Annotated in this window: 17 protein-coding genes; 6 read left to right on the plus strand and 11 right to left on the minus strand. The window is 67.0% G+C overall.

Annotated elements, in window-relative coordinates; all coding sequences use genetic code 11:
* Positions 1 to 89 precede the first annotated feature (89 nt).
* From A5773_RS11485 to A5773_RS11495, 3 genes are all read left to right on the plus strand, one after another.
* Positions 90 to 1850 (plus strand): amidohydrolase family protein, encoded by a 1761-nt coding sequence (locus tag A5773_RS11485; RefSeq protein WP_066951191.1) that lies wholly within the window; start codon positions 90 to 92, stop codon positions 1848 to 1850.
* Positions 1851 to 1860: 10 nt separating this feature from the next.
* Positions 1861 to 3204 (plus strand): SRPBCC family protein, encoded by a 1344-nt coding sequence (locus A5773_RS11490; protein WP_067266345.1) that lies wholly within the window; start codon positions 1861 to 1863, stop codon positions 3202 to 3204.
* Positions 3205 to 3353: 149 nt separating this feature from the next.
* Positions 3354 to 3635, plus strand: coding sequence for a hypothetical protein (locus A5773_RS11495; protein WP_156659372.1), 282 nt, complete (start codon positions 3354 to 3356; stop codon positions 3633 to 3635).
* 5 nt (positions 3636 to 3640) lie between these two features.
* Here A5773_RS11495 and A5773_RS11500 read toward each other — a convergent pair whose 3' ends face one another.
* The gene (locus A5773_RS11500; RefSeq protein WP_197505524.1) at positions 3641 to 4321 is read right to left on the minus strand and encodes a response regulator transcription factor; all 681 of its coding nucleotides are present in this window, start codon (positions 4319 to 4321) and stop codon (positions 3641 to 3643) included.
* Entirely contained in the window at positions 4303 to 5520 is a 1218-nt protein-coding gene (locus A5773_RS11505; protein ID WP_066951183.1) for a sensor histidine kinase, read from the minus strand. The genes A5773_RS11500 and A5773_RS11505 overlap by 19 nt, the downstream gene beginning before the upstream one ends.
* A 134-nt stretch (positions 5521 to 5654) precedes the next feature.
* Between A5773_RS11505 and A5773_RS11510 the strand changes: the two genes are divergently transcribed.
* Both A5773_RS11510 and A5773_RS11515 read left to right on the plus strand, forming a co-directional pair.
* The gene (locus A5773_RS11510) at positions 5655 to 6035 is read left to right on the plus strand and encodes a hypothetical protein (protein WP_067266350.1); all 381 of its coding nucleotides are present in this window, start codon (positions 5655 to 5657) and stop codon (positions 6033 to 6035) included.
* Positions 6028 to 8883, plus strand: a complete 2856-nt coding sequence (locus A5773_RS11515) for an RND family transporter (RefSeq protein WP_067790965.1) — start codon at positions 6028 to 6030, stop codon at positions 8881 to 8883. Before A5773_RS11510 ends, A5773_RS11515 begins: the two co-directional genes overlap by 8 nt.
* On the opposite strand, the gene eccCa is transcribed toward A5773_RS11515, so the two are convergent.
* From eccCa to A5773_RS11560, 9 genes are all read right to left on the minus strand, one after another.
* Positions 8867 to 13069: a type VII secretion protein EccCa gene (gene eccCa, locus A5773_RS11520; protein ID WP_067790966.1), complete on the minus strand. Its 4203-nt coding sequence runs from the start codon at positions 13067 to 13069 to the stop codon at positions 8867 to 8869. The genes A5773_RS11515 and eccCa overlap by 17 nt on opposite strands.
* 3 nt (positions 13070 to 13072) lie before the next feature.
* Positions 13073 to 14560, minus strand: a complete 1488-nt coding sequence (gene eccB, locus A5773_RS11525; protein WP_067790968.1) for a type VII secretion protein EccB — start codon at positions 14558 to 14560, stop codon at positions 13073 to 13075.
* 2 nt (positions 14561 to 14562) lie between these two features.
* Positions 14563 to 15390, minus strand: a complete 828-nt coding sequence (locus A5773_RS11530; protein ID WP_067790971.1) for a transglycosylase — start codon at positions 15388 to 15390, stop codon at positions 14563 to 14565.
* A gap of 185 nt (positions 15391 to 15575) precedes the next feature.
* On the minus strand, positions 15576 to 16382 hold the full coding sequence (locus A5773_RS11535) for a hypothetical protein (protein ID WP_066951381.1): 807 nt from the start codon (positions 16380 to 16382) through the stop codon (positions 15576 to 15578).
* 261 nt (positions 16383 to 16643) lie between these two features.
* Positions 16644 to 17402 carry a DUF5631 domain-containing protein gene (locus A5773_RS26765; RefSeq protein WP_369817352.1) on the minus strand — a complete coding sequence of 253 codons (759 nt, stop codon included), beginning with the start codon at positions 17400 to 17402 and terminating at the stop codon, positions 16644 to 16646.
* A 1393-nt stretch (positions 17403 to 18795) separates the two neighbouring features.
* Positions 18796 to 19347: a hypothetical protein gene (locus A5773_RS11545; protein WP_067790973.1), complete on the minus strand. Its 552-nt coding sequence runs from the start codon at positions 19345 to 19347 to the stop codon at positions 18796 to 18798.
* A 1083-nt stretch (positions 19348 to 20430) separates the two neighbouring features.
* The gene (locus tag A5773_RS11550; RefSeq protein ID WP_066951153.1) at positions 20431 to 20760 is read right to left on the minus strand and encodes a DUF2563 family protein; all 330 of its coding nucleotides are present in this window, start codon (positions 20758 to 20760) and stop codon (positions 20431 to 20433) included.
* A 100-nt stretch (positions 20761 to 20860) separates the two neighbouring features.
* On the minus strand, positions 20861 to 21370 hold the full coding sequence (locus tag A5773_RS11555) for a pullulanase (protein ID WP_066951150.1): 510 nt from the start codon (positions 21368 to 21370) through the stop codon (positions 20861 to 20863).
* Positions 21371 to 21394: 24 nt separating this feature from the next.
* Entirely contained in the window at positions 21395 to 22831 is a 1437-nt protein-coding gene (locus A5773_RS11560) for a CCA tRNA nucleotidyltransferase (RefSeq protein ID WP_067790975.1), read from the minus strand.
* A 245-nt stretch (positions 22832 to 23076) separates the two neighbouring features.
* Between A5773_RS11560 and A5773_RS11565 the strand changes: the two genes are divergently transcribed.
* Positions 23077 to 23319, plus strand: a complete 243-nt coding sequence (locus A5773_RS11565) for a hypothetical protein (RefSeq protein WP_067791050.1) — start codon at positions 23077 to 23079, stop codon at positions 23317 to 23319.
* The last annotated feature ends 21 nt before the right edge of the window (positions 23320 to 23340 follow it).

The following is a 23340-nucleotide window of genomic DNA, read 5'->3' on the forward strand; positions in this document are numbered from 1 at the left end:
CGATGGCCGCCGCAAGAGTTACGCTACTTCCCGTAGCGTAATGCTGCGGGTCTTTTGCGCCTTCAGCCCATGGCGGCAAGGAGAGTCTCATGTTCGACCTGAAAATCGTTGGTGGCACCGTCGTCGACGGCACCGGCGCGGAACGCTATCGCGCCGACGTCGGGATCAAGGACGGCAAGATCGTCGACGTCGTCCGCCGCGGGGCCGATTCCCCTGAGATGGGCGGTGAGGCCGCCGAAACCATCGATGCCACCGGCCGGGTGGTGGCCCCGGGCTTCGTCGACATCCACACCCACTACGACGGACAGGTGAGTTGGGACAGCTTGCTCGAGCCGTCGAGCGGCCATGGCGTCACCACGATCGTGACCGGAAACTGCGGCGTCGGCTTCGCGCCGGTGCGGCCCGGCACCGAGAAGTGGCTCATCGAGCTGATGGAAGGCGTCGAGGACATCCCCGGCACCGCGCTCACCGAGGGCATCACCTGGGGATGGGAAACCTATCCCGAGTATCTGGACGCGATCGGCAAGCACAAGTTCGCGGTCGACGTCGGCAGCCAGGTCGCCCATGGCGCCGTGCGCGCCTACGCGATGGGCGAGCGGGGTGCGCGCAACGAGCCGGCCACCCCCGAGGACATCGAGGCCATGGGCCGGCTGGTTAGGGAAGCGATCGAGGCCGGCGCGCTCGGATTTTCCACCTCCCGCACGATGGGGCACCGTGCGATGGACGGCGAACCGGTCCCTGGCACCTACGCCGCCGAGGATGAACTGTTCGGCCTCGGGCGGGCCATGGCCGCCGGCGGCCAGGCGGTGTTCGAGCTGGCCCCGCAGGGATCGGCGGGCGAGGACATCGTCGCTCCCAAGAAGGAACTGGACTGGATGCGGCGGTTGAGCGGCGAGATCGACCGGTCGGTGTCGTTCGCCCTCATCCAGGTGGACGCCGACCCGAACCTGTGGCGCGAGATGCTCGACCTCTCCGCCGAAGCGCACACCGCGGGCAGCAGGTTGTACCCGCAAGTCGCGGCGCGCCCGTTCGGCATGATGATCGGATTCCAGGGCCACCACGGCTTCAGCCACCGGCCCACGTACCGCCGACTGCAGGCCGAATGCGGCCGCGAGGAACTCGCGCGGCGCCTCGCCGATCCCGCGGTGAAGGCCGCGATCCTGTCCGAGGAAGACCTGCCCGCCGACCCGACCATGTTGTTCGACGGGATGTTCGCTTTGGTGCAGCACTCCCTGCATCGCCTTTACTCACTCGGTAACCCGCCGGACTACGAGCCCACCCCGGACCGCACCGTCGCGGCCATTGCGAAGGCCCGCGGCGAGGATCCGCTGTCCACCCTCTACGACCTCATGCTCGAGTCGGACGCGACCGCCATGTTGATGCTCCCCTTGTTCAACTACGCCGACGGCAACTGCGACGCGATCCGGGAGATGCTGCTGCACCCGGCCGGCGTGCTCGGGCTCTCCGACGGCGGCGCCCACTGCGGGATGATCTGCGACGCTTCGTATCCCACGTTCCTGCTCACGCACTGGGCGCGGGACCGGCGCCGCGGCGAGAAGCTGTCGCTGGAGTACGTGATCCGCAAGCAGGCCCGCGACACCGCCCACCTCTTCGGCCTCACCGATCGTGGCACCATCGAGCCGGGCAAGAAGGCCGACATCAACGTCATCGACATGGACGCCCTGACGCTGCATCCCGCCGCGATGGCCTTCGATCTGCCCGCCGGCGGAAACCGGATCCTGCAGGGAGCCAGCGGATACGCGGCCACCATCGTCAGCGGGACCGTCACCCGGCGCGACGATGTCGACACCGGGGCCCGTCCCGGACGCTTGGTACGCGGAGCGCGTTAAGGCTCCCCGCATGAACGCGCCCGCCGGCAACCCGACCCGCACCCGCGACGAGGACGCGATCGGCACCCCGCCGGAAAGCCCGACCCTGGTACCGGCACAGCGGTATTACTCCCCCGCGTTCGCCGCCCTCGAGGTCGAGCGGATGTGGCCGGAGGTCTGGCAGCTGGCATGCATGGTCGACCACGTCGCCGAACCGGGCGATTATTTCGAATACCGCTGCGGCCCATACGGTGTGCTGATCGTGCGCGGTGACGACGGGGTGCTGCGCGCCTTCCAGAACGCCTGCCGCCACCGCGGCAACTCCGTGTGCGTGGGTTCGGGCTCGGGGCTGCGAGAGCTCAAGTGCGGCTATCACGGCTGGACCTGGGACCTGGCCGGCACGCTCAAGCGGGTGCCCAACCGCAAGGGCTTCGGGTCGCTGAAGATGTCTGACTTCCCGCTGGTGCCGGTGCGGGTGGACATTTGGGAGGGACTCGTCTTCGTCAATTTCGACCTCGACGCGATGCCGCTGCTCGAGTACCTGGAGGCAGTGCCCGAGGACATCGCGTGGTGCCGGTTGACCGACTTCCGCTGCTATGCCACGCTGACCGTGGAGGTCGACGCGAACTGGAAGACGATCGCCGACGGCTACAGCGAGACCTACCACATACAGACGCTGCACCCGGAATTGCTGCGCTGCGTCGACGACATCCATGCACCGCAACAGATCTGGGGTCACACGGGAAAATCCGACCAGCCCTACGGGGTGCAGAGCCCACGCTTCGAGGGCGCGCTGAGCGACGAAGAGGTTTGGGACGCTTACGTTTACACGCAGGGCGCACTCATGGGAGCCGCCGAAGGCACACCGTTCCCCGAACACCAACCGGGTGAGACGGCGCGGGACCTGATCGCCGCACACACCCGGGCGTTCGCCGCGACGCGCGGCGTGGACCTCGACTGGGCCGACACGGACCGGATCACCCGCCTGCATCAGTACAACGTCTTCCCCAACATGACGCTGCTGGCCAACGCCGATCACCTGACGGTCATGTGCTCGCGCCCCGGCCCGGATCCCGACCGGGGCGAGCTGGTCATGTTCCTGATGACGCGGATGCCGCCGGGCGCCGCACGCGCCAAGCCGACCGATGTCCGGGTGACCGCCGGTGAGGCCGAGCCCGGCGTAGTGCTCACCCAGGACATCCGGGTGCTCGCGGGCCTGCAGCGCGGCATGCATCAGCCGGGTTTCACCCATCTCGTGCTGTCCAGCGAGGAACGGCGCGTGATCAACATGCATCGCAACCTGGAGCGTTATCTGGACCTACCCCAATCTGAGCGAATGATCGACGGCCCGCCGAATCAACCGTCGCAAACATAAATTCGTGTAGACACGCCGTAATCGGTCCGATGCGATTTAGAATCCGTTTCGTGATGACCCCGTCAAACCCGTGGGGGGACGACCGAGGGCAACTCGCGCATCAGCTACAGATGCGATATCAACCACTCGCGCGAAGACGCGCGCGGCGCATGTGCCAGAACTTCGAGCGGGTCGGCGTCCGAGCCGCGCCTGACCGCGTGCGGGAGATGCTGGCGGGTGCGCCCCTTGCGGCTCACGAAGCGATGGACATCCATTTCGCGCTGATCGCCCTGCGGTTCGAGCGGGAAACACGCGCCGCGCGGTACAAGCGGCTGAAGCGGCAGGGCACCCGCTCGCTGATGTTCGCCGGCTTGGTCCTGGTGGTGTTGAACTTCCTGATGTGCATGGCCTACGGCCTGCTGAACCTGGCCGATCAGGGCGCGGCTCTCTAGGCCCCTCAGCGCGGGACGACGATGCCGTTGTCGTACGCGTAGACGATCGCCGCGGCGCGGTCGCGCAGGTCGAGTTTTCCGAAGATCCGGCCGATATGGCTTTTGACCGTGACGCCGGAGATGCAGAGTTGGTCGGCGATCTCGGCGTTGGAAAGGCCCCGGCCTATCAAGGTCAGTACGTCGAGCTCGCGAGTGGTCAACTCCCCGATCCCGATGCCACGCGGCCCCGGCGCGGCTTTGCGGTACGTGGTGAGCACGCGAGCGGTGACCGCGGGATCCAGGTAGCTGTCGCCCCTGGCGACCGCGCGCACGGCGCGGATCAACTCCTCGGCGGACGAGTCCTTCAGCACAAAGCCGGCCGCCCCCGAGCGCAGCGCCTCGGACAGCAGCTCGTCCTCGTTGAAGGTGGTCAGCGCCAGCACCGGCGGCGCTCCCCCGAGCCTGCGAGTCGCCTCGATGCCGTCGACCCGGCGCATGCGCAGATCCATCACCACCACGTCGGGCCGGTGCTCGGCCACCGCCGCAGGCACCTCGTCACCGTCGGAGCATTCCGCGACGATGACGAAACCGTCCTTGCGCCGCAGGATCCGGCGCAGCCCCGACCGCACCAGTTCCTGATCGTCGACAAGCAGGACGGTGATCTCGGGGGTCTCCGGGGCATGTGGGATCACGCCTTGCACCACCACGGGCGCCAGCCGGTGTCGCCTTCGTGCAGCGGTATGTCGGCGCGCACCGACCATCCGTCGTGGGTCGGGCCGGCGTCGATGGCCCCGCCCAGCAGCTCGACACGCTGGCGCATGCCGCGCAACCCGCGCCCCTCGGCGGAATGCGGGGCGGCGATCGCCACGGGCAACCGGTTGTCGACTGTGAGACTCGCCGACGTTACCGAGACAGTCAGCGCCACTGTGGATTTCGAATCCGGGGCGTGCTTGGCGATGTTGGTCAGGGATTCCTGGGTGATGCGGTACAGCGCGAGGCCGACCGCCGCCGAGACGCGTTCGGTGGCACCGTCGATGCGCAGCACGACGTCCAGGCCGGCGCGCTGAAAATCCGCGACGAGGACGCCGACGTCGTCGATGCCGGGTTCGGGAGTGGTCTGCGCCGATTTCGTCGGCGAGCTGTCCAGCAGCCCGACGGTGCGCCGGATGTCGGCCATCGCCTGCCGGCCCAGGCGTTCGGCCTGTTCGAGCGCCTCGACCGCGTCGTCGACGTCGCGGTCCTGCTGCAGTCCGCGGCGGGCGCCCGTCACGTGCAGCAAGGTGATGCTGAGCGAGTGGGCGATGACGTCGTGCACTTCGCGGGCGATGCGCCGCCGCTCGTCGGCGGCGGCGTGCTCGGCCAGCATCTTCTGCGCCTCGATCTGTTCGGCCAGCAGTAGCCGTTGAGTGCGCATCACGTAACCGAGGAGCCAACCCGCCCCGACGAAAGCGAGGTACAGCCCCACCGTGTCCAGGCGGTGCAGTCCAGAGGCGGCGAGCAACAACGCGGCCGCCGACGCGGCGGACAACAAGCCGACCGCGATAGAGCTCAATGTGGCGATAGACAACACCAACAGCACCAGCAGAGCCGGGGCGAAATCGGCATGAATCGGTGTCGACGTACCGAACAGCATCATGGCGGTGGCTGTCATCCATGTCGCCCACATCAGCCCCGGGCTGAGCTTTGTGTTCAGAAAGAAGAACACCAGTGTCGGTGCGATGGACACCGCGAACGCGGCCAGTCCGACGGGCAGGTCCGCGGTGGGACGCTGCAGGACCGCGATCACCGCGCCACCGACATGGCTCACATCGACGGCGATGAACGACGCCCAGGTCAGACCTACGGGAATCAACTCGCCTCGGCGGCGAAGCTGTTCGCGCAAGTAAGTCGCTGCGGCACGCAACATCGTCCAATCCTAAAAGAGCTCGCCACCTGCTCACATCATGCCGTGGGCGGGACGTGCCTCCGCCCGTGGTAGGAGGTGAAGACTGCACCCCGGCACGACGCGCGGCGGGCGGCCGATTTCCTAGCGTTTCAGTCATGACATGGACACTGCTGCACGACCGGATGGCCTTCATGGCCGAAGTGATCAAAGCCGCCGACACCGATCCCGAGGCGGCACTTGCGTTGGTCGCCAACTCATCCGAGGTGCCTCGGCTGTTCGGCGACGAGGAGGGGCTACTGCTTTCGTTGGGACAGCGCTGGATCACCATGCTGGTGGCCAAGCTGGATCAGGCGGCGCACGAGGGCTTGTCGGCCGAACAGGTGCGGGCTGATCTCGAGATCGCCGAGCCCGGCCTGCACGCCTTGGTCAGGATCGGCTCCCGGCGATCGCTGCGAATGCGCTCCCAGTGCCGCGGCGAGCACGTCGCCGTGGGCCTCTTCGGCGGACCGACGGGCCATCGGCAGACCGTTGCATGACGGACGGGGATTACTGAGCCGGCTCACCGGCCGCTACGCCGTTCTCGTCGTCGGCCTGTGGGTCCTGGCGGCCGGCGCCGCCAACCTGGCGTTCCCGCAACTGGAGCGAGTCGTCGACTCGCACGCCAGGTCATTCATGCCGACGGACGCACCGAGCGCGGTCGCCGCCTCGCGGGCCGCCCAGCTGTTCGATCAGACACCCAGCAACAACTTCGTTTACGTTGTGCTGGAACGCAATCAGAAGCTGACGCCAGATGACCGTCAGTTCTACGACGCGGTGACCACGACGCTGGGCTCCGATCACCGTCACGTGTACGCGGTGACCGACCTATGGTCGCAGCCCGCCACGGCCGCCGGTGCGCAGAGTTCGGACGGGCGGGCCGTCAGCGTCATGGTGCGGCTGGCCGGGATGCTCGGCACCGCCCAGGCGCGCGATTCGGTGAACGCTGTCCGCGCCACCGTCCAGAAGCTCTCACCGCCGGCCGGCCTGGAAGTCCATGTCACCGGGCCGGGCGCCACGATCGTCGACGAGTTCTCCGCGATCGATCGACAGATGCTCGGAATAACCGCCGCGACCATCGGTCTCATTTTGCTGTTGCTACTCGCGGTGTACCGATCGCCGATCGCGGCCGCGATTCCGCTGGTCTCGGTCGGGCTCGCCTTGGCGCTGGCCCGCGCCGTCGTCGCCGCGCTCGGGCAGTCCAATGTGGTCGAGGTGTCGCTGTTTTCGGTGGCGCTGATGGCGGCCATGACCCTGGGTGCGGGCACCGACTACGCGATCTTCCTGGTCGGCCGCTACCACGAAGGCCGCCGCCGCGGCGTCGCGCCGGCCCGGGCGTTGACCGAGGCCTACCGCTCCATCGCGCCCGTGGTGATCGGGTCGGCATTGACCGTGTCGGTGGCACTGGCCTGCCTGGTGTTCGCCCAGGTGGGCTCGTTCCGGAGCGCCGGGTTGCCTTGCGCCATGGGCATTCTGGCCACCATGGTCGCGGCGCTTACCTTGACGCCCGCGCTCATGAGCCTGGCCATCCGCCGGGGGTATCTCGAACCGCGTCCGTCGACGACGGCGCGGCGCTGGCGCCGCGTGGGGACGGCGGTGGCGCGCTGGCCCGGACCGATCCTGGTCGCCGCCGGCGGGATGACTCTGCTGATCGCGTTACCGCTGACCGGCATGCGGGTCGGCTTCAACGAACCCGCCGCCACGCCGTCTGCCACCGACTCCAACCGCGGCTATCTGAGCGCAGACCGGCATTTCGCGGCCAACTCCCTGTTGCCCGACGTCGTCGCGATCCAGGCCGACCACGACCTGCGTAACCCGGCCGGCGTGATCGCCATCGAGCGAATCACCCGACACATCATGGCCGTACCGGGGGTGCGCGCGGTGCAGTCCGCCAGCCGCCCCGACGGCAGGGTGCCCGAACAGGCGACGTTGAGCTATCAGGCCGGCGTGCTCGGCCGCCAGTTCGGCGACTCCATGGGTGCGCTGACCCAGCGCCTCAAGCGGGTCTACGAGCTGGACAGCGCGCTGGCGCAGACCCAGGTTGCGGTGGATGGCCTAGGCAACGGATTGCGCGGTGGCGGTGCGGGATTGGCGGAGGTGTCCGGTGCCGCCGACGACATGCGGGCCGGCATGGACGGGTTGCAACGCAACGTCACGACCGTGTCGGGTTACCTCGACCCGCTGCGGGACTTCGTCGGGCGGACGGCCGACTGCGCCGCCAATCCGATCTGCTCCACGGTGGACCGAGTGCTCGCGCCGGTCGACAGCCTGGTCCAGACGTCGTCGCGCCTCGACGACGGCGCCGCGAAACTGACCAGCGGCTCGAACACGGCCGCCACCGCGATGGCGAGTCTGCCGCAGAGCGTCAGCTCGATGAAAGACGCCTTGGGGCAAGCCCGCTCGGCTACCCATGACCTACTGGGCCTCACCGACACGCTCGGACCCCAGATGCGTCAGCTGACCGACTACCTGAACGAGATAGCGACGCAATTTCAGGGCAGTGGCGCGGCGGACTTCTATATGTCGCAGCGGGCGTTGACCGATCCGCGGTACACCACCGCGTTGAGTCACCTGATCTCCGAGAATGGCCGCGCCGCTTACCTGCTGGTCTACGGGGACGGCTCGGAGTGGGGCGGCGACGGAGCCAAGCGCGCGGACCAGGTGCGCGCCGCCATCAAGGAGGCCACCAAGGAAGGCACCCTGACGCCGGTGGAGGTCGACCTTGCCGGCGTCGGCCCGGTGACCGCCGATCTGCAGCGCTTCGTCGCCGGTGACACCAAGCTGCTCGTGGGCGCCGCGTTGGTGCTCATCTTTCTGATCGTCACGGCGATGCTGCGCAGCCCCGTCGCGGGCCTGGTCGTGGTAGGGACCGTCGTCACCTCGTACGCGTCGGCTATCGGTGCCAGCGTGCTGATTTGGCAACACCTGCTGCACCAGGATCTGCACTGGGCCGTCGCCCCGATCGCGTTCATCGCCCTGATCGCCGTCGGCGCGGACTACAACCTGTTGCTGGCGTTGCGCATCAAACAGGAAGCGGCAGCGGGCCTGAAGACCGGCATCGTTCGCGCCTTCGGAGGCACCGGCGGTGTGGTCACCGTTGCCGGCATCGTCTTCGGACTCACCATGCTGGCGTTGCTGAGCAGCAGCGTACTCAGCATCGCTCAGATCGGCACGACGATCGCCGTCGGGCTGTTGCTCGACACCCTGGTCGTGCGGGCTTTCATCGTGCCGTCCATCGTGGCGCTGCTGGGCCGCTGGTTCTGGTGGCCACGCACGCTCCTCCGTCGGCCCGGCGCCGTGGAAAGGCTTGAGCCGGCGCCGGTTCCGGTGGCTACGGCTGTTGGATGACCGTCGACGGAAGCCCGACCAGCACGCCTTCGACGTCGCCGTCGGCGCTCACCAGCAGGCCTCTTCCGGGCGGGAGCGCCTGGGCGCGGACCAAGCGGTTGATCCGGTTTTGCGGGTCGTTGTCCATGTAGAGCTGCGCGACCTTCGCCGAGTTCTGGAACCGCATCCACGGATCCATCTGCAGCGTGGCAAAATTCGCGCTGTTGCGGGTGGTGAACACATGCAGCCCGATCTGGCGGGCCCGTTCCATCAGCTTCCACAACGCCGCCCCCACCGGGGGTTTGGGCGGGTAGCTCTGGTCCGGGCGCAGGTCCTGGACATCGTCGATGAGCACGAAATGCCGGGCGCCCTCCCACGGCTTGAGCGCTCGCAGCTCCTCCTGGCTCAAGCCCTTCGGGGGCAGCCGCGGCAGCAGGATCTGTTGTGCGAGTTGGGTGATCACCTCGTCGATCTCGTCTTGGTCATAGGCGTACGCGCGCACATAGCCGGGCCCGCTCAGATCCCGCAGACCGTGCGGGGCCGTTTTGGGGTCGATGAGCGTCAGCTGCGCTTCCTCGGGGCCGAATCGGTTCATGATCGCCTCACCGATGGACACGAGGGACAGCGTCTTGCCGCAGCCCTGGCGGCCCAGAATCATCAAGCCTGGGCTCTCCTGGAGCTTGAGCGGGACCGGGCGGAGTTCGTGGCGCTCACCGATGGCGAACGCGATCGACAAGTCGTCACCGCTGCGGTGCGCGGCGTCGTACTCCAGGATCGCCCGCAACTCCACGCGCTGCGGAAGCCGTTGCAAGGTCGCATGTTTGGTCACACCCGCGACGTCGGCGATCCGCGCGCCGACATCCACGATGCTCACCAGCGCGCCGGTGGCTGGATCGGCAAGCGCCGGGATCCCGACTCGCAGCTCGTGCAGGCTGTCGGTCAGACCGAAGCCCGGACGGTTCAGCGTCCGCCGGGCGGCGTCGCGCGACTCGAGCGACGAGTGCCCCATCTGGCTTTCGCTCGGGTCGGCCAGGCGCAATTGGATTCGCGCCGTGGCGTTTTGCAACAGACTCTGCCGCTGCCCGTGGATCCAGCCGCCGGCGCTGCACATCACGTGCACCCCGTACTCGGGACCGCGGCTGCTCAACGAGATGATGCGATCACCCAGGACAGTGTCCTTCGAATACACGTCGTCGTAGTCGTCCACCACCACGAACACATCGCCGAAGGGATCGTTGGGGTCGGTACCGCCCAGTCCGTCACTGCCCGGCGCGAACCGGCGCTCGCGGAAGCCGTCGAGGTCGATCTTCAGCCGCCGGAACGAGTCCTCGCGCGCGTCGATCAACGAGTCCATGCTGCTCAAGATCCGCTCGATGCCCTCGGCGTCCTTCGGCGACACGATGTCGGTGACGTGCGGCAGTGACGCCACCTGGGCCAGGGTCGCACCGCCGATGCAGAAGAATGTCACGCGCGCCGGGTTGTACATCGTTGCGGCAGAGCACATCAACGTCATAAGGGTGGTGGTCTTGCCGCGCTGCTTGGCGCCCACCACGATGACATTGCTGCGCAGCGCATCGACGGCGTGCACGATCTGCTTGGACTCCTCGGGGATGTCCATGACGCCCACGGGGAACATCAGGCCCGCGTTCTGGCCGTAGTCGACATGCCACGGCTTGCCGCGGTAGGCCGACACGAGAATGTCGACGGGCTCGGGGTCCTCCAGCGGCTCCAGCCACGGCCGGCGCGGTGACCGGTGCGGGACGTCGTGCATCGACTCGCGCAGGACGTCGACGATCTTCTTCCGCTTGAATCCGTCATCGTGGTAGAGGAATTCGTCGGGTTCGGTGTCTGCGGCGGCAGCCGCTTCCAGGGCCGCGGCGTCGGATTCCTCGAGCGGTTGGAACTGCCAGTTGTACAGCCGCGGCTTCGTCAGGGTCATGTCGACGGTAGTCGCGACCTCCTTGCCCTTGGGCACTACGAAGGGAGCCGACAGATAAAAGCAGCGGAACGGTTCGAGATCTCGCGGCCCCACCTTCAGCAGGGCGAAGCCGTTCTCTTTCGACGGCAGGTGGTAGGCGGCATCCGATCCGATCACCTCGCGGCTGTCGTCGCCGGACTCAGCGCGCAACGCGATCCGGAACGCGATGTTGGACTTGACCTTCTGCAGCGACGACAGGTCCAGCCGCTGCCCGCCCAACATGAAGAAGACGTTGGCGCCACGGCCTTCCTGGCCGATATGGATGATCAGGTTGATCCACTTCTCGTGATTGGCAAAGAGTTCCAGGTATTCGTCGACGATGACGAGCAGGACCGGCACCGGCGGCAGGTCCCGTCCGGCCAGCCGGATCTCTTCGTAGTCGTTGGCGTCGCGGGCGCCCACCGAGGTGAACAGTTCGTAGCGTTGCTTGATCTCGCCGTCGATGACCCGGCGCATCCGTTCGGCCAGGTGCCGCTCGTCCTTGCCGAGGTTCGACAGGGCGGCCACCACATGCGGGAGGCCCAGGATGTCCTGGGCCGCCGACTCGAACTTCATGTCGACGAAGATGACGTTGAACGTCTCCGGCGAGTGCGTCAGCGCGATGCCGTAGACCAACGACAGGAAGAACTCCGACTTTCCCGACCCGCTGGTGCCGATGACGACCGAGTGAAATCCGAAGCCGCCGAAGTCTTTCGCGCGGATGATGATGTTCTGCAGCTCGCCGGTGGGTTTCGCACCGACGGGGATCTCACACCACCTCTCGTCACCGCGGCCACGCCGCTCGGCCCACAACCGGTCGACGTCCAATTGGCGGGGATCGACGATGCCCAGCGCCCGCAGCAACTCGGTGGCACCGCCGGTCGAATCGGCGATCTCGCTACGCGTGGTCGGCGACCAGCGCGCCATCGCCCGCGCATACCGGTAGGCGCGGTGGATCGACAACTGGTCGGCGTGGGCGAAGAACTTGTCGCGCACCCGAAGCAGGGGTGCCGGGCGGCCGTCTTCGCCGTCCGCGTCGTAGCCGTTCCGGCCGAATTTGACTTCGCCGTTGACGGGTGCGGCGTGCCGCTCGCCCATCTCGAAGACCTGGTCCTGCGCGAAGCCCACGCCGGTGCCGACTCGGGATGCGATGCGCAGCAGGGTGATTCCGGCCTTGCCGACCTGCCCGACCACGCTCTCCCACGCGTCGGGGCTACCGGTGTTGTCGTCGACGATCACCAGGTGTGGTCCCAGATCCACCGTGTCGCCGCCGGTTTCAAGCGCCGATCCCATCGCGCTCGGGCTGGCCGCCGCGGGGGGCGTCCAGGCGCCACGCTTTCCCTTCATATGGAGTTCGGCGCCGAGGGTCTCCTCCAGCTCCTCGGGCGTGGTGAACACCAGGCGCCGCCAGCCGCACGCATCGAACAGCTCGTCGTGCAGATTGTGCGGAAGCCACACCATCCACGACCACACCTCGGGACTGCGGGTGACCACCATCAATTTCAGGTCGCGCGGGTTGTGGAACACCGCCAGCGAGCACAACACCGAACGCATCAGCGAGCGCAGCCGGTCCAGGTCGTCGCCGACAAAGCTGAAGCCCGGCGCCGACCTCAGGTTGACCACCTTGGCGATGTCGCGAATCTTGCGCTGCTCCAAGATGAAATCGCGCAGTGCCTGTCCGGTGACGGGTTCGAGCTCCTCATCGGAGGCGATGTCGGGCCACGTCACCGACAACACCGAGTCGGGCGCGTGCTGCACCCCGGTGCCCAACCGCACCTCCAGGAAATCCACGTCGCCGCGGCCGCGTTCCCACATCCGCGGCCCGCCGATGATGGCCCCGAGCCCGCGCGGATCGGAGTGCAACGCGTTCTGCCATTCCCGCTGCGCGCACACCGCGGTCTGGATCTCGTCGCGGTTCGTGTCGAGGTCGCGCAAGTAGCGGCGGCGGCCCTTTTCCATTTCGCCCCAGGTGATCTTGCGCGCGCGTCCGAAGCGGCCGGAAAACGCCAGCATGCTGAACGCGCCGATACCCATTAGAGGGAAGAACCCGGTGGAGAGACTGCGGACGCCCGACACATAGAGCATGACAATGGTGCCGATGAGCGCCACGATCAGCGCCGGCACCCCGATCATCACCCAGATGTTGCGTGGCTCGCGCTCCGGCAAGGCGATCGGCGCATTCGGTGCTACCCGAACGGGTTTCGGCGGCTCGATCTTTTCCCGGTTGATGGGAAACGCTTTCTTGGACATCCCCTAGCCTCCCGCCTTCGCTGATGTCGTCACCACGGCCGCCTTGCCCAGCGCCGGCACCGTGTCACGCGCCACGAGCGCCGCTTCCCGCGACAACGCCGGGCCCGCAGCGAAAGTGCGCAGCAACGGCCACGGCGCCTGCACCGCCGAGGCCGGATCGAGCCCGAGCGCGCGCATCGTGTCGTCGTTGGCGGCGATGCCGAACCGCACGCCGTTGTCCGACACCCAGAACAACGACTCGCGGGAATCCGACGTGATGACCCCGCTGGTCGAGGTGACGAAGTTGGCCGCGCCCGGCAGCACCAGCACCTGGTTGGCGACCACCGATGCAGGGTCGCGGTCGTCGCGCACCAGATGCACGATCCGATCGTCCAGGTACGAGTACACCGGAAGGCCCCGCCCGTTATAGATGACGACGCGGGCCTGCGGATCCGTGGAGGCCTTCTCCCAGCCGACGCAGGTGGTCGGATTCGCCGCCGTGTCAACGAAATTCAGCCGCTTCGTCGGGTAGTAGTCCACCGCCAGCGAGTTCACCTGGGGGATGTTCACCAACACGTCGGGGGTCACCACGCGGGGCGCCGTCGACCCGTACGAGTTCGCGCTGCGGAGCAGATCGGCGACGAAGCTCGTGATCTTTTGCACCCCGTCGGGCAGGAGCACGTAGAACTGCTTGCCACCACCGGCGGTTTGGGCCTGTAACACCGCGCCCACCTGCGAGCCCGAGACCCATGTCGACGGCGCGCCTGCCTGCGGCACGTCCGGGACGCGCAGCGGCTCGGTTGCGGGGAGTCCGTCGTAGAGTGCGCGCGAAATCTCTACCGGCGACGTCACTCCGGGGTCCAGGCCCAGGCTGAGGGTGATTGCCCTACTGGCCGGATCGACCTGCGAGCGTTTGCCGCCCCAGATCACATACGTATTGCCCTCGAACGTCACGAGGACTCCCGCATCGTCGGCCAGCGGGGTCGCGCGGCCGCCGCCGTCGAGCGTGCCCGCGATTGACGTGACGACCGGCTTCTCCCCGCTGCGCGGGCGCCCGGCCGTATCGCACACGGCCCAGGCCGAAATCGCGCCGCGATTCACCGGCATCGCCGCCGGCGCGCCCGGGATACCGATGAGCGGCCCGGTCGGATACTTCGCGATCTCGCTGCGCTTCACCCATGTCGGTGGGTTCGCCGTTCCGGTGGCCAGGCGGGCGGACGTCAGGTTCAGGGCGGGATAAAGCCGGCCGTCGATGCGAGCGTAGAGCGCACCGGAGTCGCGGTCGCCGATGATTGCCGATTCACCCACTGCGCCAGTCGGTTTCAGGACGTTCAGCAGCATCATCCAACCGGCGCCGATCGCCACCAACAAGATCGACAACACCAGCGCGGCGGTCTGCTTGCGGTCGTCATGCTTCATCCGCACCGAGAACCGGGTGGTCGCCGCGCGCAGCCGTCGGTTGTAGAACAGGTGACCCGAATTCTGGTCGCGGTTCGACAAACTCAGCGGCATGCTCAATACCCCTTAGGTGATCGGCGCGGATCGGCCTGCTGAATCCGATCGGCCAAATTCGACGCGTCCGCGGCGACGTGATAGCGGCCCATCGCGTAGTTAATGAACGCGCACGCCTGCGCCACCAGATTGTGGATGTCGCGTGACGTGCCCGGCTGGTGGTAGGCCGCGAAGGTGGGCCCGATGAATTGCCAGGCGCCTTTGCTCGGGGTGCCGCGCGCCGCGTTGGAGTCCCAGTCGTTGACGGCGTTGGCGTTGTAGTTGGATTCGCGGCGTGCCACCAGATCCATGCCGCGCTCCCAGCGGGCACGCGCGGCCGGGTCGTGAATGCCCTTGCTATCCAGGGCTTTGCGAATCGCCGCCAGGACCGCCGCCCGCCCGCTGCCCTGGTCGCCTCGCATCGCCGCCCGCCTTTGCCGGTAGCGCAACCGCCTTATTCGATGCGCCAGGAGCCGTGCGCGCCGGCGCGAGTTCAGGATGTGCCGGTGCTGGGTGCGCAGCCTCGCCGCCATCCGGGCCATCGCCTCGCGACGCGCCATCGGGGTGTCGGCCGGCGTGGCGTCGGCCTTCGCGTCTTCCAAGACCGCCCGGGTCGCCGTCCTTGCCTGCGTGTGGTCGTCCCGCGCGGTCGCGAGGATCTGTGCCAGCTCACGGTCGGTGTCCGCGGAGCGGCGGGCTTCGTCCAGCGAGCGCCTCGAGCGTGTGGCCGCCGCGCTGGGCAGGCCAGCGGTTATGACCTCGGGATGTTCGGGGGTGCTGACGCTGGGGGCGGCGATGGTGTGGGCGTCGAACAGCGCATGCCCGCGAGACAATGCCGTCACCGCCTGCATCAGCGGATCAGTCAACGACTGCCCCACCCTGATCCCCTTTTTCCCACACCCTCTGGCCGCGAAAAATCCGTACTCAATAGCATGCACGAATAAGCAGATCCGCTGTCAATATCGAGTGACCCTACTGCCGTGCGTATGGCCGGACCACTCACCTTGAGCTGGAGCGGGGATGGCTTGCGGTGCCCTTATTCCTTTGCCTCGTCCTCGGTCGGCATGATCACGATCCGTCGGTTCGGCCGGTTGGTCACGACCGTGGGTTTGTCCTCGCCGGGTTTGGGCCCGGGCGGGCTCGGCGGCATCGTGAGGCGGCCCTTGACGGGCTGGCCGTTGGGGACGCCCGGCGCCGAGATGCGCTTCTCCGGCGGCTTCTCTTTGCTGCCCTCACCGTGGGCGCCCATCGCGCCAGGCGGCATCATTCCCATACCGCCCATACCGGTCTGGCCCCCCACGGTCGGCGCGCCGCTAACCGGCGGGGCCATGGCGGCCTTGGCCGCCCCGGCGGGAGTCGTCGGCGGGGACGATGTCGGCACGGGTGGCGGACCCAGCGAGCTGGCCGGGGTGGTGCCACCGCCGCCGCCGAGGCCCCCGCCGCCGCCGCCCAAGCCGCCGCCGGCTCCGGCTCCCGCGCCTGGGCCGACGCTGTCGACAAGATGAGCGTCGCTCGCGAGCCCGGCTCCGTGGGCACCTTGAACCGCGCTCATCAGCGGCTGGATGGCGCTCTGGCCGGCCTGCATCGCTTGCTGCGGTAGCTGCGTGAGCGGCTGCATGATGCCGCCGACCGCGCCGCCGAGCGCACCCGTGATGCTTTGCAGCATCTGCTGCATCATCTGCGGGGCTTGCTGACCGATGTTCTGCATCTGCTGCTGTGATTCAGCTTCGTTCGCAGGGAATTTCGCCGCCGCGTCGGCGGCGTGGGCTCGGCGGTCCGCGTCCGCGGCCGCGGCGTCAGCTGCGTCTTTCGGCACCCCGGCGTTGCCGGCGGTTTCAACGATTCCCCGCCACCCGTCGGTCGGGCTGGTTCCACCGGATGACAGGGGAAACGGCATCGGCGTTGGCGCTTCAGGCATGCCGACTAACCCTCCCACTACGGCTGGAGCATTTTTGACGGTGCCATCGCCCCCGGTCATGCCTCTCACCTCCGCCCCGTTTAGAACCGCCTGGTGCCAACTGCCGCACCTGATTGGCTATCGCACCATTTTGGCACATTGCGCTCGGATCGGTATTCACGTCGCGCGCCGCATGCCCCTCACGCCCTATGCGCCAGCCTGATGGCTGATTACCTCGAACCACGCCATGTGGTAATTCGCGAGGTATTCGTGCCCGTCGATCAGAGCCTCAATTGCCGCAAGCAGCATCCAATCCCCGACGGCGGCCGCGGCATAATCCGGGTACGCCGTAAGCACCGAATTCTGAATCTCGACCAAGCAGTTGCGCAGGAGTTCGGTTTCCTTTTCAAGTACGCCGGTCTTCCGTACGGCCGGCGCGGCAATAGCCTGCGCAATTCGCGGCAGGCCATCACGACGACGCACGGCTTCCACCAGGGCTGGTCCGAGTTCGTCTACCCGCGGGGCGGCTGATCGGGCCGGTCGATCACCGCTCAGCGTGGGAGCCTCCGGGTCCGATTCAGCCACGTAGGTGTTGTGCTCGTGAGCGGCGGCGACAACGACGGCCCCCAGCAAGTCCACCACGCTCGCATCGCGGCGACGCGCGGCCGGCTCGAGCAGGGTTACGTGGGCAGGCAGCCGGACGTGCGGTGGGATCCACCCGCCGGCGAGGTCGGTGACCAACAGGCTGGTGGTGCCGTCGTCGCGCAGTCCGGCCGCCCACGAAAGTCGCGGCTCCTGGCGGGCCACCGCATCGACGATCCGCTGTAGTCGCTGCTGTTCGGCCGCTCTGCTGGATACCGCACCGGCGGTCGCGCCGGTTGCCGCCGACATTGCTGACGCGCCGACCATGCCCGACGAGTTCGCGCCCCCCTGTCCGGCGGCGGCTCCCGAAGCGGAGCGTTCCACCGGTGAAACCACCGGTCCGCCCGCGGACGGGGACGAGCCCGGCGACGGTGCGACCGGTGCGCCCGAGACGGGCCCGGTCGGGGCTGCAGGCATAGCCGGCGGCGCCGCGACTGTTGGACGCAGGTCGGAGCCATAGGCAGGCAGTGGTCCAGCCGGGACGCTGGGGCCGCCAGCTACCGGCGCTGCCGATCCCGACCAAGATCCGCCCGTCATTACTGGAGCTACCGGGGTGGCTCCCCCGGTGGTCGGCGGTGCGGGAGCGGCTGGCGGAGGCGCGTCGACAGGAGTGCCCGCCGGAATGAAAGCCCCGGCGCTGGGTGCGGTCGGGGCCACCGGCGGTGTCCCTGCCGGTGGCCCCGCCTGCGGGTTACCCGCTCCAGATTCCATCGCGTTGATTGCACCCGACGACAGCCCTTGAGCGCCGGCACCGGCCGGTTGCCCCGTCGCCATGCCGGAAGCGAACGATTGGGCCAAGTTTGGGGACCCGGCTTGACCGAGGCCGGCGGGTGAGGCCGGCACTGGGCTAGCGCCCACGCCGGGCATCCCGGGCGACACCGATCCCCCGCCGCCGGGCACGTGTAGACCAGGCGATGGCGTGACCGGAGGTCCGGCGGGCACGGATCCGTGGCTATCGAATGCACCCGGACTAATTACCGGAGACGGCGATCCATTTCCAACCACGGCTTGGACACCGCCAGCGCCGCCACGTCCCCCAGGGTTGAACGCCCCTGGCGATCCCGGTGCTTGACCCGCATTGCCAGACAGAGGGTTGCCATTACCGCCATGACCGCCTACACCGATTGCCGACGGATTTAAATCCTGTTCGCCGATCGGGGGAGGTCGTGAAACATTGTCGACATTAAAACCTTGATCACGCGCCCATGTTCTGGCGTCGGCACCAATACCTTCAGCATCGAGTATCTTCTGGGTTGCAGTCGTGAGCTTGTCGACTGCGTTCAGGCTCGCGTTCGCCGCATCCCCGTTGCACCGCAACTGAACGGCCTGCACCTCCGCTATTTGTTCTGGCAACGGCTTCTTCGAAGCGAGGATCTCATCGATCTCTTTGTTGCCTGCATTCGCTATGGTTGCCAATCGGCTTCGTAGATAGTCGATTGTATCGGCGGCTGAATTGAAGGCTCCCGCCTTGGCTTGGTACTTCTCGGCGAGATCCAGGTGAAACTTCTCGCCCTCCTGGTATCTAGATATGAGATCGTCCGCCGTACGGCCTCGATTATGTGCCGCTACCGTCATCCACTGACCGCGCAGGTTCTGCGAAAACAATTGCTGTTCCACGCATGCCTGGTTCCAATGCTGGACGGCGGCGCGCAGGGTTGTTGACGGCATCGGCCACCACGGTCCAATCAGCGCCGCGGTCCACTTTCCAGGCGGAAGGTCAACCCCCACTGCATACCTTTTTCATCGCGGCATCCTTTGCGATGACGTTATCTAGGGCGGCCTGAAACTCGGCCTCCGGCGCAACCCCGTAGCTACTCTTTGCAGTCACGGTCAAGTAAGCAGCTTCCAGCGCGCGCGCGGCGTCGCGGTGGTTGGAGTCGAGAGCCGGATTGTTCGCTGCCATGTCGAGCATCAAGGCTCCATTGGTAGTGGCGATGCGAGCCAGCGCTTTGTCAGTGCCAGCGGTGTCGACCTGGACGGCTTTTGCTGCGAGTTGGTACATGTCACACAGTTGTTGTTGTGCCGCAATTACATCCGCAGGAGCGTGGGTCGGCGCAGTTGTCGCAACTGTTGCCGCACTCGGAACCGTCGACCGTGTGAGTGTCAAGATGAGAGCGGCGATGGCTACGGCGGCGGTGAAGGCTACGGCGATCATCAGCCATGGACGCGAGCGGGGCGCTGGCGGTCCGAAATAGTTCGGTGACAGATTTCCAGCAGGCGGCTCGGCAGGCGGCCCCACGCCAGACCCCCAATGCTGGTTCCCGACCATGCACCCCTCCTCGAAGCCGACCGGACGCGATTCCCCGATTATGCGTGCCCCTTCACTCCATAGTGGAACAGGCAAACGGGGGGGCGAGCAATTCATCCAGTACGCCTGCCGTTGCGTGCGAAGAGCCGTGGCTCGGATAGCGGGTATGCGTTGTGATCGCCCGCTAGGGCGGTCGCCCCTTCAAAGCGCGCAGCCTTTACCCCGCGTCCCGTCCGATGAACGGGAGCCGCCAGGACGCTGCTCCTACCGGCGACCCCCCTGACATAGGGCTCTCGGACGGCTCTTGATCCAGCTACGATTCGACGCGAACATCGCGGTGGTCGTTCGTCCCATTTACTGCCGGTCTAGCTATCCGTGCGTCTGGGAGGTAGTTATCCGCCGCCGCAAACCTTTTTCATCGCAGTGTCCTTGGCGTTCACATCGTCGACTACTGACTGCCACGCGGGGTCCGTGCGCTGCAGTTGGCTTCCCATGGCCGTGGCATTTGTGTATGCACTAGCGAGTGTCAGAGCGGCTACACGGTCGCCAGAAGCTAACGCCGGAGCTGCGTTGACCGCCTGTTCGAGCATCAGTGCTGCATTAGCAGTGGCCACTCCTGCCAAAGCCGGATTATCGCCATTGGTATCGATTTGGACGGCACGCGCGGCCACGTTGTAGATGTCGCATAGCTTCCGGTGCGCGGCAGCCGACTCCGCCGCTGTATACGTCGGTGCCGCAGACGTGGTCGGTGAGCCAGGGGCCGAGTCATTGGTAGACCGTGTAGCCGCCACAACTAGGGCAACAGCGCCCAGCAGAACGGCGATCGATGCCAGTGCAATCGCCGGCCATGTCCGTGGACGCTTCGAGGGCGCAGGTGGATAGGGCGGCTGCCACTGACTCGGCGGCGGGGCATTTGGCGGTTCCCCACCAAAGTTTGGAGGCAGATCCCCCATGCAGCCCTCCTCAAAATCGCCTCAGCCCGTAGCACCATTCTGTTGAATCATCCACGGGCATTGGTCGACACCACACCGGAAGGACCGCTTCAAAACGATCCCGGTGTTGGAACACTGCTCTTCCGCACCGGGAGCCGATCCAGTCTGGTGATCAGACCCGCGACGATGAGCCGTTGGCCCCCGGCCGCAATGCCTGCATTTCGCTGGCGTTGTTCTCGTCCATGCTGGTGAACCCCTTGGCCGCGTGATGAGCCTTCGAACCCACATCGGTCAGCGTCCGCTGGTGGCCCTGCAGGGTCTGCACGTGCTGCGTATGCGCGGCGGTGATCGCCGAATGGAACGAATCGGCCGCGGCGAAGTCGCCGAACATCCCCGACCCCAGCGGTCCCCGCGCGAGCTGATCCGCTCCCTCTTGCGCGTGCCCGCCCGCACGATGCGAATCGTTGCCTCCGGAGTGCAATAGCGCTGGGTCGACGAACATTGCCACCCCTTTCAATCGATCGCCGCGGATACCCGCGCCGCTATTGACCAGGCTAAATAGCCCAGCGGCAGTGGTCAATTCACCCTTGCCGCTGCCGCCCTCACAGCGTGCTAGCGCCGTCGGCGAGGCCGTCACCGTCCGAATCGCTCAGCCGCACATTCCACTTACCATCGCCATCGGTATCGACGTAGCCGGTGACACCGTCCGCATCGGCGCACAGCACCCGGTCGGCCAGTCCGTCGCCGTCGATATCGAAGAGCTGATCGTCGGCGCGGCCCTGGCCGTCGAAGTCCACTAGCGGTCCGCCGGTGTGCTCGACGCCGTCAAGCCCGAACCACCGAAGCTGGCGTCCGTGGTCCGTGGGTATCCCCCACGTCCCGGACCCGTCGTCGGTGAAGTACGCCTCGGGAGTGCCGTCGTTGTCGAGGTCGAGCGCCGCGTGATCGGCGATGCCATCGCCATCGAGGTCCGCGAGCGCGTCGTCGTGCAATCCATCGCCGTCGAAGTCCAGCCCGAAAGCGTCGAGCCGGCCGTCGCCGTCGAGGTCAAGGTCGAGGTCGCGGTGCCAGATATCCGCCGTGCCGTCGTCGCCACTTAAGCAGTAGTCCACGAAACATGGGACGCGAGATCACCGTTACGGGTTCCCGCGCGATTGCCACCAGCTCAGCAGTTCCGCGGTCGCCTCTTCGGTCGTCAACGGCCCGCGCTCCAGGCGCAGCTCTTTGAGGAAGCGCCATGCCTCGCCGACCTGCGGGCCGGCGGGAATGTCGAGCAGCTTCATGATCTGGTTGCCGTCCAGGTCCGGGCGGACGCGGGCCAGATCCTCTTGGGCGGCCAGCTCGGCGATCCGCGCCTCCAGCCGGTCATAGCTGGCCTGCAGCCGCGCGGCCCGGCGCTTGTTACGCGTCGTGCAGTCGGCGCGCACCAGCTTGTGCAGTCGCGGCAGCAGCGGCCCGGCATCGGTGACGTAGCGGCGCACCGCGGAATCGGTCCACTTCCCCTCGCCGTAGCCGTGGAACCGCAGGTGCAGATACACCAGCTGGGAGACGTCGTCGACCATCTGTTTGGAATACTTCAACGCCCGCAATCGCTTTCGGGCCATCTTGGCGCCGACGACCTCGTGGTGGTGGAAACTCACGCCGCCGTTGGCTTCGTGCCGCCTGGTGGCCGGCTTGCCGATGTCGTGGAGCAGCGCGGCCCAGCGCAGCACCAGATCCGGCCCGTCATCCTCGAGGGCGATCGCCTGCCGCAGCACCGTCAGCGAATGCTGGTAGACGTCCTTGTGCTGATGGTGTTCGTCGATGGCCATCTGCATCCCGCCGACCTCGGGCAGCACCACCCCACCCATGCCGGACTGCACCAGCAGGTCGATGCCGGAGACGGGGTCGTCGCCGAGAAGCAACTTGTCCAGCTCGGCGGCCACCCGCTCGGCGCTGATCCGGGCCAGCTCAGGAGCCATCTCCTCGATCGCCTCGCGCACCCGCGGGGCGACGGCGAAGCCGAGCTGCGAGACGAACCGCGCCGCGCGCAGCATCCGCAGCGGATCGTCGCCGAACGACACCGACGGAGCCGCCGGGGTGTCCAGCACCCGCTCGCGCAGCGCCGCCAAACCGCCGAGGGGATCGAGGAATTCACCCGGCCCGTCGGGCGTGATGCGCACGGCCATCGCGTTTGTCGTGAAATCGCGGCGCACCAAATCGTCTTCGAGGCGTTCGCCATACTGCACCGCAGGTTTCCGCGAGACCTGGTCGTAGGCGTCGGCGCGGAACGTGGTGATTTCCAAGCGATGCTCGCCCTTGCCCACACCCACGGTGCCGAAATCGATGCCGGTGTCCCACAAGTTATCGGCCCACCGCCGCAAGATCTCTTGGATCTGCTCCGGGCGGGCGTCGGTGGTGAAGTCCAAGTCGGGACTGAGCCTGCCCAGCACGGCATCTCGCACCGAGCCGCCGACGAGGTACAACTCGTGCCCCGCCGCGTCGAACGCCGAGCCCAGCTCGCGCAACATGGGCGCCTGTTGATTCAGGGCGACCGCGGCGGCGGCAAGCAGCTCGACATCGGCTTCGGACACGTTCGATCAGCGTAGTCGGCCGGGGCCGAAAAGCCCGTGTGAGGAGGCTCGCACGGGCTCGCGCCATCACCGGCACGCGCCCAAGGTGAATTGACCGGCCGACGTGCGGTAGTAGCGTCACGCGCCACGGGAAGGATCCGAAAGCAGCAAATATGCCGAGTTCTGAGCCAATGAATTTCTTCGACGCCCGCGCTTGGCGCACGGCGACATGGTCGGCACCCTTTGTCGTTCAACTGATACTGGCAATGTTGCTCGTCGCGATGTGGCTGCTGGGTAAGTGGCCGTTCGACACACGTGGTGCGTATGCCGGTGAGCGCGCATGGATGCTGACTTCCACCGTCCTGACGACGTTGGTGTCGCTACTTATCGGCGCCGCGTTCCTGAGGTCGACGTCACCACGTAATCGTGGTCTTGGCATCAGCATCTTGAGCTGTTCGGCCGTCGTGCTCGCGGGCGGAACGGCTTTCGCTTATCTTGTCCTGCGCTGAAAGGCCACCGATGACCGACCG

Source organism: Mycobacterium sp. 852014-52450_SCH5900713 (assembly GCF_001667075.1).
Classification (GTDB): Bacteria; Actinomycetota; Actinomycetes; order Mycobacteriales; family Mycobacteriaceae; genus Mycobacterium.